The 15,774-nt window shown below is 65.5% G+C and carries 18 protein-coding genes; 13 read left to right on the top strand and 5 right to left on the bottom strand.

Going from position 1 to position 15,774, the window contains the following annotated elements; all coding sequences use genetic code 11:
* Window positions 1-277 precede the first annotated feature (277 nt).
* From ABID81_RS07180 to ABID81_RS07150, 7 genes are all read left to right on the top strand, one after another.
* Window positions 278-757, top strand: a complete 480-nt coding sequence (locus tag ABID81_RS07180; protein ID WP_354594125.1) for a GNAT family N-acetyltransferase — start codon at window positions 278-280, stop codon at window positions 755-757.
* Window positions 758-1,061: 304 nt separating this feature from the next.
* Window positions 1,062-1,541: a universal stress protein gene (locus tag ABID81_RS07175; protein ID WP_354594124.1), complete on the top strand. Its 480-nt coding sequence runs from the start codon at window positions 1,062-1,064 to the stop codon at window positions 1,539-1,541.
* Window positions 1,538-2,278 (top strand): 2,3-bisphosphoglycerate-dependent phosphoglycerate mutase, encoded by a 741-nt coding sequence (locus tag ABID81_RS07170; protein WP_354594123.1) that lies wholly within the window; start codon window positions 1,538-1,540, stop codon window positions 2,276-2,278. The genes ABID81_RS07175 and ABID81_RS07170 overlap by 4 nt, the downstream gene beginning before the upstream one ends.
* A gap of 1 nt (window position 2,279) precedes the next feature.
* On the top strand, window positions 2,280-3,632 hold the full coding sequence (eno, locus tag ABID81_RS07165; protein ID WP_354594122.1) for a phosphopyruvate hydratase: 1,353 nt from the start codon (window positions 2,280-2,282) through the stop codon (window positions 3,630-3,632).
* A complete protein-coding gene (locus tag ABID81_RS07160; RefSeq protein WP_354594121.1) occupies window positions 3,629-4,165 on the top strand; it encodes a fluoride efflux transporter FluC in 537 nt (178 codons plus the stop codon). Before eno ends, ABID81_RS07160 begins: the two co-directional genes overlap by 4 nt.
* On the top strand, window positions 4,165-4,539 hold the full coding sequence (locus tag ABID81_RS07155) for a fluoride efflux transporter FluC (protein WP_354594328.1): 375 nt from the start codon (window positions 4,165-4,167) through the stop codon (window positions 4,537-4,539). The genes ABID81_RS07160 and ABID81_RS07155 overlap by 1 nt, the downstream gene beginning before the upstream one ends.
* A gap of 158 nt (window positions 4,540-4,697) precedes the next feature.
* A complete protein-coding gene (locus ABID81_RS07150) occupies window positions 4,698-5,141 on the top strand; it encodes a hypothetical protein (RefSeq protein ID WP_354594120.1) in 444 nt (147 codons plus the stop codon).
* 32 nt (window positions 5,142-5,173) lie between these two features.
* Here the strand turns inward: ABID81_RS07150 and ABID81_RS07145 are convergent, their stop codons facing one another.
* On the bottom strand, window positions 5,174-6,322 hold the full coding sequence (locus tag ABID81_RS07145) for a TDT family transporter (protein WP_354594119.1): 1,149 nt from the start codon (window positions 6,320-6,322) through the stop codon (window positions 5,174-5,176).
* On the opposite strand from ABID81_RS07145, the gene ABID81_RS07140 reads away from it, so the two are divergent.
* Entirely contained in the window at window positions 6,254-7,300 is a 1,047-nt protein-coding gene (locus tag ABID81_RS07140) for a LysR family transcriptional regulator (protein ID WP_354594118.1), read from the top strand. The genes ABID81_RS07145 and ABID81_RS07140 overlap by 69 nt on opposite strands.
* Here ABID81_RS07140 and ABID81_RS07135 read toward each other — a convergent pair whose 3' ends face one another.
* The 3 genes from ABID81_RS07135 to ABID81_RS07125 form a co-directional block, all read right to left on the bottom strand.
* Window positions 7,301-7,846 carry a uracil-DNA glycosylase family protein gene (locus ABID81_RS07135; protein ID WP_354594117.1) on the bottom strand — a complete coding sequence of 182 codons (546 nt, stop codon included), beginning with the start codon at window positions 7,844-7,846 and terminating at the stop codon, window positions 7,301-7,303.
* A gap of 119 nt (window positions 7,847-7,965) precedes the next feature.
* Complete coding sequence (locus tag ABID81_RS07130; RefSeq protein WP_354594116.1) at window positions 7,966-8,373, bottom strand: SRPBCC family protein; 408 nt, start codon at window positions 8,371-8,373, stop codon at window positions 7,966-7,968.
* Between the two features lie 83 nt (window positions 8,374-8,456).
* Window positions 8,457-8,723 carry a hypothetical protein gene (locus tag ABID81_RS07125; protein ID WP_354594115.1) on the bottom strand — a complete coding sequence of 89 codons (267 nt, stop codon included), beginning with the start codon at window positions 8,721-8,723 and terminating at the stop codon, window positions 8,457-8,459.
* A gap of 108 nt (window positions 8,724-8,831) precedes the next feature.
* Between ABID81_RS07125 and ABID81_RS07120 the strand changes: the two genes are divergently transcribed.
* The 3 genes from ABID81_RS07120 to ABID81_RS07110 are packed head-to-tail and all read left to right on the top strand — an operon-like array spanning window position 8,832 to window position 13,068.
* On the top strand, window positions 8,832-9,839 hold the full coding sequence (locus ABID81_RS07120; RefSeq protein ID WP_354594114.1) for an SMODS domain-containing nucleotidyltransferase: 1,008 nt from the start codon (window positions 8,832-8,834) through the stop codon (window positions 9,837-9,839).
* The gene (locus ABID81_RS07115) at window positions 9,836-11,296 is read left to right on the top strand and encodes a ThiF family adenylyltransferase (RefSeq protein WP_354594113.1); all 1,461 of its coding nucleotides are present in this window, start codon (window positions 9,836-9,838) and stop codon (window positions 11,294-11,296) included. The genes ABID81_RS07120 and ABID81_RS07115 overlap by 4 nt, the downstream gene beginning before the upstream one ends.
* Window positions 11,296-13,068, top strand: coding sequence for an SAVED domain-containing protein (locus tag ABID81_RS07110; RefSeq protein WP_354594112.1), 1,773 nt, complete (start codon window positions 11,296-11,298; stop codon window positions 13,066-13,068). The genes ABID81_RS07115 and ABID81_RS07110 overlap by 1 nt, the downstream gene beginning before the upstream one ends.
* Before the next feature lie 129 nt (window positions 13,069-13,197).
* Here the strand turns inward: ABID81_RS07110 and ABID81_RS07105 are convergent, their stop codons facing one another.
* On the bottom strand, window positions 13,198-13,761 hold the full coding sequence (locus ABID81_RS07105; RefSeq protein ID WP_354594327.1) for a recombinase family protein: 564 nt from the start codon (window positions 13,759-13,761) through the stop codon (window positions 13,198-13,200).
* Window positions 13,762-13,994: 233 nt separating this feature from the next.
* Here ABID81_RS07105 and ABID81_RS07100 point away from each other — a divergent pair, with 233 nt between their 5' ends.
* Both ABID81_RS07100 and ABID81_RS07095 read left to right on the top strand, forming a co-directional pair.
* On the top strand, window positions 13,995-15,104 hold the full coding sequence (locus ABID81_RS07100) for a DUF8611 domain-containing protein (RefSeq protein ID WP_354594111.1): 1,110 nt from the start codon (window positions 13,995-13,997) through the stop codon (window positions 15,102-15,104).
* 74 nt (window positions 15,105-15,178) lie between these two features.
* Window positions 15,179-15,580, top strand: a complete 402-nt coding sequence (locus tag ABID81_RS07095) for an aldo-keto reductase family protein (protein ID WP_354594110.1) — start codon at window positions 15,179-15,181, stop codon at window positions 15,578-15,580.
* The last annotated feature ends 194 nt before the right edge of the window (window positions 15,581-15,774 follow it).

Genomic DNA, 15,774 nt, shown 5'->3' with positions numbered 1-15,774 from the left:
GCCTTGACACCTGGGGAAGGAAAGGCAGCACCTCCTCAATCGTGTCGCGTCGATCGCCCTCGGAGACTTCCCCGTTGCGCTCAGACAGACCCAGATAGAGAGCCCACAGCCGCCCATAAAACTTTGGGTGAGCGGGCTCACTGACCGCACCTACAACGGCCCCAAGGAGGCCACGGAGTGTTGCTGTTTCAGGGACTCGCATGCCTAGATATTGACAGAAATAGGTGTCTCGATAGCCGATAGGTGATCGGGCACGATCGCGTGGAACGATGAGGGCGTGACGAAGAGTGACCAGCTCAGTGTGTCTCCCGAAGACAGTGCCGACTCCCGACTTCTGGCCGCCGGCATCTGGGCTTGCGCCACAGCTCTCCGCGACGCCCTGCCGATAGTCGCCCCTGCCCGGGAGAAGCTGGCAGGCATTGAGGGGGCACTGCAAAACCCAGGTGCGCAACTGATCGTGGCTCGAAGCGCATCGGCACCACTCGGGTTTGCTGTCCTGGTCCCGCGAGAGGTCACCACGGAAGTGCTCTATCTGGCCGTCGATCCTGCAGGCTGGGGGCAAGGTGTTGCCACTGCTCTGCTCGATCACATTCGGGAACACGCAGCGCCGTCGAGCGCCGATCTCGAGTTGTGGGTAATCGCTGATAACGCTCGGGCCGTGCGAACGTACGAGCGCGCAGGCTGGATCGCAACCCAAGATGTCAAGGTCCGCAACGACTCAGGCCGTTTGGAACGGCGCTACCGGCTGTCCCGATAGACGATCGCTCACCGAGCAATGGCGGAGGACAGCCACTCCCCCGCAGCTGCGGGGCGCTGGCTGTCTCGATAGGTCAGTCCGAAACAGATCTCGATGAACGATCCCCTATCGGACAGGCCAACACACCCTTTTCTTGGTCGGAACGAATGTTGTATCAGCAGGTGCAGCTTGGTCGGATCAGTGCTTGACTGAGCGTGGCGGAGACGCCACGGCGGTGGGGCTCGCCGTCACCAACCTCGACTCAGGTCGACAACAGTCCCTATCTCAACCACTGGCGTAGTCAGAAACCGAGATAGGAGACCAGATGACCACCGACACCATCGTCGTCGGAGCCCATACCCGGACCGCCGACACCGTTCTCTCGACCGCCGCCCGGTTCGCGGCCCGGCTGTCGGCACAACTCGTCGTCGTGCAGGTCGACGACTCCCGCGTCCCCGCTGACCCCGACGACGCCAGCGGCCGAGGGGCAACCGTTTCCCTCGACCCAGACGAGTACGACGACGTCGCCGCCGCCGCCGCCGACAGATCTGCCCTCGAGGCGACGGCAGCCCGCCTCCGCACCGACGCGCAGATCACGGTCGACGTCCGTGTCCTCGCCGGTCACCCCGCAACGGCGTTGGCCCGCGTCGCCGCCGACACGCACGCTGTGATGATCGTCGTCGGATCCTCGAACGGTCCGGCCGCGGGCCTGAAGGCTGCACTGCACGGGTCCACGGCATCGTTCCTCATGCACCATCAGCTCGTGCCGATCCTCGTCGTGCCGGTCTCAGAAGCACGGCCGTGACAACCCGGATCGCCCTCGTGCGACATGGCGAAAGCCAGGCCAATGCCGATGGTCTCTTCACCGGCATCACCGACTCACCCCTCACGACCGGAGGCCGGGAAGAAGCCCGCCGTGCTGCACACCTGCTCGACGAGGCGGGTTTCCGCCCGGCATCGACCCTGTGCTCACCGCTGGCCCGTGCAACTGAGACTGCCCGCATCATGGTGGCCGAGAACAAGTGGCCCGTGCCCGCCACCGTCGACGTGCGACTCCGGGAACGCGACTACGGCGACCTGACCGGACGGACCAAGGCGGATGTTCGCCGCTCAGCGGGCGAGGAGGACTTCACCCTGTGGCGGCGCTCCCTGGATACCCCGCCCCCGCCGTCCTCTGACGCGCTGTTCGCGAAGCTGTGGGCTCAGGATGCCCTCCGTCATGTAGAACCCGAGAACCGCACCCGGGCCGAGAGCCTGCTCGACGTCATCGCCCGGGTCCGCCCCGTCACCGAGGCGGTCAAGGCCGGGACCGCCGGCGGCACCGTGCTCGTGGTGGGCCATGGCAACAGCCTCCGCGCACTCTGCCTGCTGCTCGACGCGCTGACCCCGCTCGAGGTCGCCGCGCTCAACATCCCGACCGGACACCCACTGATATACGACCTCGCCCCTGACGGGCATCCGCTGACACGGGGCGGCACGTATCTTGACCCGGCCGCAGCGGCCCTCGCCGCCGCGGTCATCACCCACGAAGGAGGAACCTGACATGAACGACTACATCAGCAACCGCACCATCCACACCCACGACGTCGGCACCTACGTCACCCACGGAGGTGCACACCCCGTCCAGATCGTGTCCGCCCTCGGGCGGTCGATCTTGGACTCCCGCGGCTTCCCCACCGTCCAGGTCGACCTCGAACTCGCCGACGGCACCCTCGTCTCCGGCGCCGCCCCCGCAGGAGCCTCCACCGGTGCCCACGAGGCCGTCGAACTCCGAGACGGTGGCGCAGCGTTCAGTGGGATGGGCGTCCGACGAGCCGCGCAGATGGTCACCACCGAGATCGGCGACCTCCTCACCTCACGCCCTTGGGCCGGGATCAGCGAGATCGACCGTGCCCTCGCCGACCTCGACGGCACCCCGAACTGGTCGCGGCTCGGCGCCAACGCCGTCGTCGCGACCTCGATCGCGGCGTCCCGGGCGCTGGCCCGCGAAGCCGGCCTGCCCCTGCACCGGTGGATCGCCCTGCTGTCGGGGGCGAACGAAACGCTCCCCGTCCCGCACTTCAACGTCCTGAACGGAGGCGCCCATGCAGCTAACGACCTCGACTTCCAGGAATTCATGATCGCTCCCGTCGGGGCGACCAGTGAAGAGGAGGCGGTACAGACCGGCGCAGAGGTCTACCACGCCCTGAAGACGCTCGTACAGACCCGCTACGGCACCGCAGGGCTCGGCGACGAGGGCGGCTTCGCCCCGGCGATCAGCAACCCCGAGGAGGCCCTCGACCTCATCGTCCAGGCGATCACCGACACCGGCCACCAGGCCGCGCTGGACGACGTCGCCATCGCCCTCGACCCTGCCGCGAACGGATTCGGCGACGGAGACGGCCGATACCGAGTCGCCGGGCAAGACCTCGATCGTGGAAGTCTCGCGGACCGGTACGGTGCCCTGCTCGACGCGTACCCGATCAGGAGCATCGAAGACGCCTTCCACGAGGACGACCACGACGGGTGGGCGCTGATGGCGTCGAGGTTCGGCGGACGGGTTCAGCTCGTCGGCGACGACCTCTACGTGACCGACCCCAGAAGGATCGCCGAAGGCGCGGAGCAGGGCTGGTCGGACGCCGTCCTCATCAAGCCGAACCAGATCGGTTCTGTCAGCCAGACCCTCGACGCGATCGCGACGGCCCGGTCGCACGACATGGCCTGCATGGTGTCGCACCGCTCCGGGGAGACCACCGACACGTTCATCGCCGACCTCGTCGTCGGCACCGGGGTCGGCCAGATCAAATCCGGTGCCCCCGCACGCGGGGAACGGGTCTGCAAGTACAACCGCCTCACCGATATCGAAGCCGATCAGCCCGGACTCCCCTACGGCCTCAGCACGAAGGACGATGCATGACCACCCCCTCACCCGACTCACCGTTTCCGCCGCTGCCTTCGAGGAGAGGTGACGAGTTCGAAGGGCTGGGCCAGGACCCGGACCTCGATGTCGACGACTCCACGGGCAACGAACGGCCCGTGCACCTGCGGTGGCGGTTCATCGGACTCGTCACCCTCGGCGGCACGATCGGCACGGGCCTGCGCGAAGCCCTGGCGTTGAGCTTCCCCGCGGCCCCGGGCAGCATCCCCGTGACGATCCTGCTGATTAATGTCGTCGGTGCGTTCGCGCTCGGGCTGCTCCTTGAGTCGCTGGTGCGACGAGGGCCGGACGCGGGTCGCCGACGCGACCTGCGGCTGCTCATCGGAACAGGCGTTCTCGGCGGATTCACCACCTACAGCGCCCTCGCAGTCGACACCGCGACCCTGCTCGGTGACGCGCTGCCGATCGCGATCACCTACGGTGTGGGATCGGTCGTGCTCGGCGCCGTGGCTTCCTGGGCCGGCATCACCGTCGGTGCCGCCCTCCACCGCCGTTCCGAGGCGGTGTCGTGATCGCCCCGTGGCTCTTCGTCGCGACCGCGGTCGCCGGTGGTGTGGGTGCGGCCCTGCGCCTAATCGTTGACGGCGCCGTCCGCAGCACGTGGTCGGCCCCCATTCCGCTGGCAACCCTGGCCATCAATGTCAGCGGGTCGTTCGTGCTCGGCTTGCTCACCGGTCTTGCCGACCACGCGGGGCTGCCTCGAGAGTGGCTGCTCGTCGCGGGCGGCGGGCTCATGGGCGGCTACACCACGTTCAGCACCGCCAGCGTCGAGACCGTGCGCCTCATGGCCGAGAAGAAATGGGTTGCTGGAATCGCCAACGGCGCGGGCATGCTGCTGCTCGCCGTCGCTGCCGGGCTCGTCGGCCTCACCATCGGCACGTCATGACACCCCTCTGCTGACGAGTCGCGGATTCTCGTGACGGCTGACCGTCGGGGCATGCTCGTGGTTGCATCAGGTCTGCGACCGTTTCATGCAGCCGCATCGGTCGGCGGCCGCCGACTCCCTTATCCATTTCGACGAACGAGTGAGCAGGAGAAAGCACCATGAACGACACGGTCATCCATGACTTGGTTTCCGAGATGCTGAGTCGGCTTCCGTCCGGTCGAGGCATCGTGGCTGTGGACGGCGATGCTGGCGAGCAACTCTCGGACATGGGCAGTCAGTTGGCTCGGGAGATCAGCGCGAGAGGCCTCACGTCATCCGTCCGAGCATTCACGGGCACGGACTCCGAGTCCGCGCCCGCCGGCACGGACGTCGTGTTGGTCGTCGGCGAGGGCGCGCTGCAGCCTGGCGTCCGGGCGCGGTGGAATTGGACTCTGTGGGTGGAGGCCTCCGGGGTGCGTGACCCGGCGAGCAACGACCTCACCGCGGTGGCGTTCGAGAGCTACCGGTCGCGTGACGAGCCCAAGGGCGCCGCCTCGGCCATCGTCGACGTCAGTGACCCCGAGGCCTATCGCCGTGACTGGAACGACGCCTGTTCGATCTGAGCCGCTCCCCCACGCCCCCACGTCATCCGCGGTCAGGGCAGGGGACGGGGAGGCGCGAGGAGCGTTCCGCGGATGACGCTGCCGTGGAAGGTGCGCACGGCGACCGTGATCCAGGCCCCGACGAGCCCGATGTAGAACACGACCGCCAGTACCTGCAGCGCGACGAGGCCCGTGTGCAGGGCCAGACCGTTCAGGCCTGTCACGCAGGTGCCGACGGGGAAGGTGAACGACCACCAGGTGAGTGAGAACGGGAGCCCCTGGCGGATGGTGCGGAGGGTGATGGCCGATGCCAGTGCTGCCCACATCAGAGCGAATCCCAGAGTGGGCACACCGTAGACGAGCCCGAAGACGAACAGGGCGTGCGAGGTTGCCTGGTCGACGGCGAGGTGGGCGTTGCCACCGAGCAGGTTGGCTGCGGTGATCGACTGCCCCAGGGGGCCGAGGACGATCCAGAGGGTCGGGACCATGCCGGCCGGGCCGATCTTGTGCTGGGCCAGGCGTGACCAGATCAGCGTGATGATCACGATCGACGCCAGCAACGACAACCCGAACATCGCGTAGCACCCCCAGAGCATGTTCTGCCTTGCCTGCCCCGCGGGCAGGAAGGGCAGCAGCAGCGCACCGGTCGAGGCAGACACCATCGGAGGAACCACGGGCATGAGCCAGCCGCCGAACGCACTGTCGGGGGCCGTGTCGTGCCGGGTGAACGTCAGGTACGGGACCGCGATCGCGCTGACGAGGCCGAGCACCGTACCGATGGTCCACAACACCCAGTCGATGCCGACCGCCAGGGGCGTGCCGAGGACGTCTTTGCCCAAGAGCAGGGTTCCCGCGCCGACGGTCAGCAGCGCCATGGGCGGTGCCCCGTAGAAGTGCGCCATCACCGGATTGAGTCGATGCCCCCGCGCGGTGGCTTGGTAACGCACCGAGTGCATGACGGTCGCCGTGCTGAGAGCGACCAACAACACGCTGGCCAGTGCCCAGACGATGGTCGCGGCGGGGCGCAGCCCCGGGAACTGCAACGGCAGGGTCGCCGCGGCGTTGGCGACGATGCCGGTCCCCATGATCGACGCGAACCAGTTCGGGGTCAGGTTCGACACGATCTGCCCGCGGTGCTCGAGCTGGCGGAACAGACCGTGCGTGCGGGGAGGGGCGACAGTCGGTGTGATCGTGGCAGGCATGCCTCGATTTTCGTACGTGCGTCCGGCTGCCGATACGGGCGGATGCTTGTGGTGTCACAATCGATCCTTGTGACCGGACTCCCTATTGATCTCGAGACGCTCCGACTGCTGGAGGCGATCTCGAGGTCGGGCAGTCTGGGCCGTGCCGCGACATCGGTGGGCATCAGCCAGCAGGCGGCGTCGTCTCGCATCACGGGCGCCGAGCGGCGGCTGGGTCGTACGTTGCTCGTCCGCTCTCGGGCCGGCTCGGCGCTGACCGAGCACGGACTCCTGGTGTGCGAGTGGGGCCGCCCCCTGCTCGAGGCGGCGACCACCTTCGAACGATCGCTGCACACCCTGATGACCGGCGCCTCCGACGCTCTCCTCGTCGCGGCGAGTCAGACGGTGTCAGAGGCGCTGATGCCCCGCTGGATGACAGCGGCAGCGGATCGTGTCCGGGTGCGCCTGGAATCGGGCAACAGCGACTGGGTCGTCGACGAGGTCCGTTCGGGGCGCGTGCACCTCGGGTTCACCGAGACCCCTGATGAGGCCGATGGGCTCGCCAGCACCGTCCTGGGTGTCGACGAACTGCTCATCGTCGTCTCGCCCAGACACGCATGGGCATCGAAGTCCGAACCCGTGACGGCAGCCGATCTCGCATCCACACCGCTCGTGTCTCGGGAGTCGGGCTCGGGCACCCGCCGGACCCTCGAGCTCGCCCTGGGGATCGACCCTGCCCTGATGGCAGAACCCGCTGCGCAGTTGTCGTCGACGGGCGCCATCCGGGCGGCCATCGCCGGCGGTGTGGGCCCGGGAGTCATCAGCTCGTTGCTGGTCGAAGACGACCTCCGCGCCGGGCGCCTCGTCACCGTCCCGGCAGCCGTCGACCTGAGACGACCGTTCCGCGCTGTGTGGTCGGCCGGTCTGAACACCGGGGCACAGGATCTCCTGGCCGTGATCGCCGCGTTGCAGCACAGCCCCGACTCCTCGCCGAGATGATCAGAGAAGCGAAGCGTGCCGTAGGGCCGTGACGGCCCGCAGGTGCTTCTCGCCGGCGCGGGTGGCGTTCGCCGGCGACAGATGGGGTGCCGCGAGCACGGGCACGACCCTCGCACGCGGTTCCAGGGTGAAGTACCTCATCACGCCCGTCAGGGCCGGAGTGCCGAAGGTCACGATCGCCCGCAGCTGCGGCAGAGAATCGAGCAGCTGAGCCAGGGCAGGGCGTGCGTCGTCGAGATCCGTGACGGTCGGCGCCCGACCCAGGGCCCACGGGACGATGTTCCATCGCAGGTAAACGTTCCTGCCCAGACCCGACTCGATCCGTGCTCGCCTGAACGCAGACGCCGTCGGCCCCGAGTTGTCCTCACTGCTGATCGCGTCCTCGCCCTGCCTGATCGTGGCAGGACCGGGTGATTCCATCAACACGAGAACTTTCGCCGCTGCTCCTCCACCTGATGGGTCGAAGCCCGGCACGAAGCGCGCACGTTCTGGTCCAGAGCTCCGCCATTCCGATACGAGCTGATCGAGGCCCCTGGGCTGCTGCATCCCTAGACGCTACGACGTTGAGGACCGCTTTCGCCCGCTCACCGACGACGCGGAACGACCAAAACGGCGTCCTCTCCGAGTGCGCTCGCCCCACAGCAAGTCATCCAGTGGGCGATCGTCTATCGGGACGCCGCCCTGAGCAGGTTTGCGAGATGGAAGTTCCACCCCTCCTCGTGTGCGGCTCGAAGTCCGTCGCCATCTACGAGCTGCCCAAAACCTCGTTCCGTCAGCGTGACCGTGCTCCGCTCGCCGTCACTACGGATGTCGAAGCGGACCATAAGTGGCGACGGCCATTCCGGCTGCTGCCACACGAAGGCCAGCCGACTCGGCGGTACTGCTTCCGTCACGCGATCGTCAGCGAAGTGCTCGCGGCCGCCCTCGGTCCAGGTCTCGCGCACGACCGAGCCGACCTCGGGAGTCAGCACTAGTTCAGGCCACCAGGAGTCGCGCTCGTCCGTAAGCGCGCACCACAGTCCCTCCGCGGAGGACACCGATGCGACGGTGATCGACAGCGAGTCAGCGCACATGCTCAGACGCTAGTGCGTCTGCCCAGCACCGGTGCCGATGTGCCGGCCAACGATCCCCTACCGGGCATGTCTAACGTCGCGAGTCATCCCTCCGATGAGCTTCTCTTCGAACCAAACGCGAGCCTGCGGTTCCGGCTGACGATGCCGATGCCGATGCCGATGCCGGCCAGTATCATCGGCACTTTGATGATGGGCGGCTGTTCAACGCTGAGCCACCGACGATTATCAGCCCAGGCGACCGGGTCCCGAGGGGCGATCTGCCGACCCTGCATCTCGCGGACCCTGCCGGCCGTCTTCTCTATGTTCTGGCTGGAGATGAGGCGGTCGGCTGTCGACCCAGCACCCATCATGGCGCTCCGAGTGCTCGAGCAGATTGACTTCGCCCAACGCAGCATCGCAATGTCGGATCCCCTTTGTAGACTGAAGAGATCAGCCCGACGAAGAGCGGAGTGCGTTAGATGGCTCACCTGAAGCAGCAATTCAAGGATGCGTTGAAGTCCATTGAGCCCGGCGATGACAAGGCTAACGCGCCAGAGGCGCATCGTCTCGTCCGTGATGCCCTCGCGGCTGATGCGAAGCTCGCCGAGTACGGGGTGAACCCGGTGCTGATTGGTTCCTACAAGCGAAGCGTGTCCATCAAGCGCGTAAAGGACGTTGACGTGTTCGTCCGCCTCCCCGATCTACCGAGCGACGTGACATCGAAGGAAATCCTCGATCGGTTCTTCACCGTTCTCCATGGTGAATTCGGGCGTGATGACGACGGGCATCAGCGGACCAAGCGACAGGCTCGAAGTCTGCAGGTCTCGTTTCCGGGCTACGACCTGTACGTCGACGCCGTTCCCGCTCGCCCGCACTGGGATGGCGAGACTTGGGAGATCCCGCAAAAGGGCGACGACAACAAGTGGGTGCGCACCAACCCCGAATCTTTGACGTCATTGTCGACCGAGATGAACACCGCGCACGACGGTTTCTACGTTCCGACGGTGAAGCTGCTCCGCCAGACCCGGCGCGCGCTTCTCCGTAAGAAGAAGCCAGGAGGCTTTTTCTTCGAGGTCGCGGCGTATCAGGCCTTTGCCTCTGGTCTCGTAACTGGAAGCGATCACGCGGAGTACTACGTCTCGGCACTCGACGAGATGAGCAAGATTGTCGCGGACTTCGTTACCTACGGCATCGCGGTCAGCGACCCCACACTCCCCGGGCACACCATCAGCATCCGCGCGACCGATGATGAGTTGGAGGCAGCGCGGACTCAATTCCTGGACGCCGCCGCCGACGCACGGGACGCGCTGGACGAGGAGGACGAGGGCAAAGCCGCACTGGCGTTCCAGAAGCTGCTCGGCAAGAACGGCGACGACGACACCGTCTTCCCGATGCCGCCAGGCTTCAACGACAACGGATCGAAGCGAGAGTTCGCGGTTTCCGCAGGTAAGCGGGTCGTACCGGCGGGCGCCAGGACCTTCGGTTGACGATAGCCGAGTACGAAGAGTACGTCACATATAGCCGTCAGCATTTCGAGGAGGGCCTGATCCGCGCGGGCTTCCTTGAGGGCGATAGTGAATGGCGAGGCATGGTCGCGCATCCAGGTGGGTCAACGGAGGTCGCAATCTCGTTCCGGGCTCGCTTTCCGTTCCAGCCGCCACGCGTTATCCCTGTCGATCCGGACAGCGTTGCGTGGTCCTGGCATCGAGAGCTAGACGGCTCGCTCTGCTTGGTGGCGGAAGACGACCATGAAGACCTGTGGTGGACAGAGGCGTCGGCCTTCCTGGAGCACGTAACCGCATGGTTTGAGCAGGCGAATGCCGGGTGGCCCGACGATCGGCCGGATCTAGATCTCGAACGATACTTCGAGTTCTCCAAGGACCAGCGCTTGTATCTCTACGACGACCCCACCTGCTACCCGAACGGCTTCGTGCGATTCCGCCCTAGTGGCAACAACACCATGCGGATCGGAAGCGGCACGCGCCTGCCGAAGGCGTCCAAGCACAATAAGGACCGCTTTGGCTATATCGCCGATCTCGGCGAGATAGACGTTCCGCCGAAATCCTGGCAGGACATCGCGGCCCGCATCGCCCCCGACGTGGATCTCGACCGACGGATCCGTAACCATCTCGTCGACGTCGTGCTGCTCATTTATCGCCGCGGTATGCATGACGGCGCGATCATCCTCGAGGTATGGCCGACTAGAGACGGGGGAACTGCCGTTCGGCGCCTCCGCTCGACAGCCGATACCCCTGCCGCCAAGACGGCCCGCGCTGGTCTTGTCGCGCCCCTGCTCCACGAAGCTCGGGTCGCGATCGTTGGAGTCGGCGCGCTCGGCTCTTTCGCCGCAGACATGCTCGTTCGTGCCGGCATCCGACGCCTGACGCTCATCGACGGCGACATAATCATGCCCGGCAACCTCGTCCGTCACCTTGTCGGACCGGAAATGGTGGGGCTGCCGAAAGTTACCGCGGTCAAGCGGCATCTGGTCTCCCGGCATGAGGTCGCCGGAGAGAACATCCAGGAGCTCGACGAAGCTGTTTTGTCCGGCGACGTCGCCATGGAGCTTCTGACGAGTCACGACCTCGTCGTGAATACCAGTGCCGACTTCGCCACGACCGCGCTCCTGCATGTCGCGGCCAGGTCCGCGCAAAAGCGAATCATCTCTGCCTCAATTCAGAACGACGGCGCCACTTACCGCGTTGATCTACTCCCACCGCTTGGGGGCGCCGACGCGCTGCCTGACTCGAGCCTCGTCGCCGATCAGCAGCCGCCTGCAGTGTTCGAAGCCGGGTGCGGCAGCCCGATCTCGCCAACGCCACCCCACGTCGCGGTCGAGGCAGCATCCGCGACCGTCCGTCACGTCATCGGTCTCCTCATTGAGCGTCCCGTTCACCCCGCAGGGGAAGTCCGGAACCTCGACAACTCAGCAAGGGTCGCATAATGACTCGATCCGCTCCAAGCATCGACGTGAGTGCTGGCGCGCACGAGACGATCACGTCCGAGACGGCGAAACGATTGCCCCTCGAAACCGGCGGTATCCTCCTCGGATACCGCGAGGTCGACAGAGTCGTGATCACGCACGCGCTCGTGATTGATGGCGGTGGCGCGACGCGGGACCGATATGTTCGCAATGACGTTCGGGCCAATATGCACCTTGAAGAATTTCTTTCGGATAGAGCGGACGATGACCCAATCGGCTATGTCGGCGAGTGGCACAGCCACCCCGAGCCATCTGGCCCGAGCGCCATAGACCGCAACGCAATGCGCGCCGCTGCCAAAGCCGCTGGCGACCCTCTCGCGCTCCTCGTGTTCGCGCCCAGCCATACTGACGCTTACTTCGGTCTCATCGCACGACGCCACCGGCTAGGCCGAGTCGTCATGCTCAATGCGAACGTGACCCTCCCCACGCCACGATTCAGTCCGCTCAGCCCGCTTCCTGCTGGCGCCGTTCGCGGTCATGGACCCGTGTTCATCTCGTACCGCCAGTCAGACGGGACGCGGCAAGCGCAATCGTTGGAGGACTTGCTTAGGGCCGCTGGCCTTGTCCCGTGGAGAGACCGCATCGACCTGCAAGCAGGTACGACCACCGACCGCCTCGAGCAGGCCCTCACCGAGGGGCTTTCGGCAGGCGTGCTTGTAGTAACGCCTGACATCGTCGACAGCGAGATCGTCCGCGAACGCGAACTTCCCCGACTGCTTCAGCTCGACGAGAACCCCGCGTTTAGCCTGTGCATAGCCAACAAGGTCGCACGAGAGGGAAGCCAAACAAAATGCGATTACGACGCCCCGGACCGACTGCTGCGACTCGCACCGGCACGAACACTGGCTGAAAAAAAGCAGGCCAACGTGCTCGACCCCGCCGGCGATCTCGAAATCGTTCGCGACCTCCTCATGCACCGCATCAAACAACGTCGACCCGAGATCCGCTCAGAGGGCCGGGACTTCACCATTCGAGTTCAAAGCCGCCCTGCCCCGTTCGCACTAGATGCTGACGACGACGACCTTCATATACGAATCAAGGAGGCCACCGAAGGAAGGCTCCCATCGCCCGACGGCCTCGAACTCCTTCAAAGGACACTCCCACTCACCGGTGACGCAGTGTTCGCGGCAGGCGCGAAGCGCGTGCAAATTTTTGGCGGCGCACACCTTGCGATCGGCCTCGCGCTCGGCGCAGCATTGCCTGAGACAAAGATCGGCAACGTCGAGGTCCTCGATGTGCGGAACAACGCTTGGGAGTCCACACCAACGAGTAATGACCAGGGCATCACCCCACTCAGCGTCGAGGCGCTTCCCACCGAGGCCACCCGGCCGAGCAACGCTGCGAACATAGTCGCGGTCTTCGTGACGCTTACCACTAACCCAGATCTCAACGCCTTCCAGCTCCTGGTACGCGAATCCGGAAAGGTGTTCGCCGACGCAAAGATCGTCTCCGTCACGAACACCAGTCGAATCGATCCACAGGACGCGGGTCGTCTCGCCCAAGCCATCGCTCAGCACATCAAGCGACTGTCAGCAGATCACGGGCGAGCCGAAGTACATCTAGCCTTCCACGGCCCCTTTCCCATGGCCGTGCTCGTCGGGCGGCAACTGAACACGCTCCGCATCGTCGCCTACGAATGGGACGGCGACACGATCAACGGCCCCCGCTACCGGCCAGCAATCGCCCTCGAGCCCGGCGTCGCCGGTGGTCCGATCACCGAGATACTTCTGTAGCAACGGAACCAAGCAGACCAAATCGATCGCACAATGGACGACTTATGGACCAATTGCGGGCACAGCCCGTAACTGGGTCGGCTACCGGATAAACGACGCCATTTGTAGGGCTAAACGCGCTGTGTCGATTTACGACTGCTCGCCTCGCTGAATAACTCGGTAGACCGTCGAACGGGCAACGCCGAACAGCCCCACGATCTCGCTCGTCGTGTGGGTGCCCGCGCCGTGCAGCTGCACGAGGTGCTTCTCCTGCGAGGGGGTGAGCTTGGGCTTGCGTCCGCTGAGCTTACCGGCGGCCTTCGCGATCGCCATGCCCTCCCGAGTCCGGGCACGGATCAGGTCGGCCTCGAACTCCGCCACCATGCCGAGCACGTTGAACAGCAGCCGGCCGACCGGGTCGGTGGGTTCGTAGACCGCTCCCCCGAGGTTCAGCGAGACACCCTTCTTCGTGAGCTCGTCCGCGATGTCGGTCCCGTCCCGGAGTGAGCGGGCGAGACGGTCGAGCTTCGTGACCACGAGGACGTCGCCGACTCGGCTCGCGGCCAGCGCCTCGCGGAGGCCGGGCCGTGCTCGAGTCGCGCCCGACAAGCCGTGGTCAACATGCACGTGTTGATCGTCAACACCCAGCGCTGCAAGACCGTCACGTTGTGCTGCGAGATCTTGGCCGGACGTTGAGACGCGGGCGTATCCGATGAGCGTTGGATGACTGAAGCGTTTAGACCCCCGTCACCGGGCATTTTTGCGGGACAGGCATACGCGAATCCGCAGGCCAGGCGCCGCTTGACCTCGGCCGGCCGAAGCAGGCCCGCCGAGGTGTCCCGGTGAGCGACCGTCTAACGGGCGCCCGGTCGCCGCCCAGTCAAAATACGTCACTCCCACAAGAGCAGGTACTTGCCGGCTCGCTGCACACCCATGATCCTGATCTAGTGAAGCTCAAGCACGATGCCCGTTCGCTCAAGAACAAAGCGATTTCATCGATGCGAGCGGCCATGACCGCGTTCAACAGCCCTGTCGACGACGGAAGGCCGACCGAAATTCTGCTGCGCCTTCAACACGCCTTCGAGATGCTTCTTAAAGCGGCCCTTGTGCAAGGTGGCAACCGCGTCTTCGACCCGCAGTCGGGCAGATCGATCGGCTTCGAGCTAGCCGTCAGGAAGGGCCAGGAGCTATCCGGGCTGAAGGTCACCGATGAAGAGGCAGGCACCCTCCGAGCGATTGACGCCCTTCGTGACGAGGAGCAGCACTGGTTCGCGGAGGTACCCGAACAGCTGCTCTACTTGCACGCACGGGCCGCAATTACCCTCTTCGACGACATCCTCCACCGTGTCTTCGACGAGCGCCTCGCCGACCACCTCCCGTCACGAGTGCTCCCCATCTCCACCGAGCCGCCCCAGGATTTCGTGACTCTCATCGATCGCGAGTACTCGCAAATCGCCGAACTACTCAAGCCCGGTCGCCGAGCTCGCTCAGCAGCACGCGCCCGCATGAGACCACTCCTGGCTATGGAATCGCACGTCGACCCCGATGCCCGAGTGAGCGAAGCCGATGTGCGCAGAGTGGAACGCGGCATCCTCGACGGCAAGACGCGCGAACAGGTCTTCCCAGCCCTAGGGGCTGTCGGGGCGGACATCAGTGGCACTGACCTAGAGGTGCAAGTGCGCTTCGTTAAGGTCGATGGCCTCCCCGTCACCTTTACGGCCGATGCCGAGGATGCAGCCGCAATTCGCGAAGTCAACCTGCAGAAGCGCTACAGCATCTCCCGGACGGATCTGGCCGCAGCCGCAGCTCTGACACCACCTAAGAGCGCCGCGCTACGCGAGCACCTCGGCCTCGACCAAGGCGAGCCTTTTAGCAATGTCTTCGTCTTCGGGTCCCAGAAACACCCGCGGTACTCGGGTGAAGCAGTCAAGAAGATGCGCGACGGCCTCGAACGCTACGACATGGAGGCCATCTGGCGTGCCCACGGTGCCACGCCGGGCAAAGCAGGCAGACCGCCATGCACCCAGCCGGACTGCGCCTCTGCGGCTAGCAGATAGGTGACGGGTGCCTGACAGGCCTCGACGAGGTGACGCCACAGCCCGGTGGAATGCGAATCCGGTCGGACGCGCAAGTGGCTACTAGTGGTTTGACTGCTCCTCCGCATGTCGACTCGGTCCGGAGTTCTGGCACAGAAGGTTGCTGCAGCACATCTGCCGGCCAAAACCGATCGAGCGGCTTCCTGTCCGGCAAGTACCGCAGCAAGGACGACTTCGACGACTCAGCCCGCAGCGGCTTCGCCTCCGCCTACCTGAACGACGCGAGCGTGAAGGTCCTCCAAATGGCAGACGAGATCGCGGAGGCGCGCGACGTGACGATGCCGACCGTGGTCGCTCCCATCGCCAGTGCCCGGCTGACCGAACAGCTGGAGGCACTGCTGGCCGCGATGACATTCGAGCTCTCAGCCGACGATCTCGACCGTCTCGATGCAGAACCTGCCCGCATCCCCGGGATGACTACCGCCCGATGGCCGTAGCTGCCGCCAGGCGTCTGTTCCTCGCCGCAGCTCATCCATCGCTCTCGTACGTCTAGCCGCACGCCGTCCGCAGACAATCGTCAGGCCGTCCAGCGAGCGAACAGTCTCGCCCCAGGAGCGGCTGACAGGCGCCCGCAGGGGCCGCTCAAGGTGCGCTCCCACGCCACGACCAATAGGTCCCAAAGTGATAAAGC

This window comes from Frigoribacterium sp. PvP054, from assembly GCF_040547465.1.
Classification (GTDB): domain Bacteria; phylum Actinomycetota; class Actinomycetes; order Actinomycetales; family Microbacteriaceae; genus Frigoribacterium.
The sequence above is the reverse complement of the archived record's forward strand: the minus strand, read 5'-3'. Positions and strand labels throughout refer to the sequence as shown.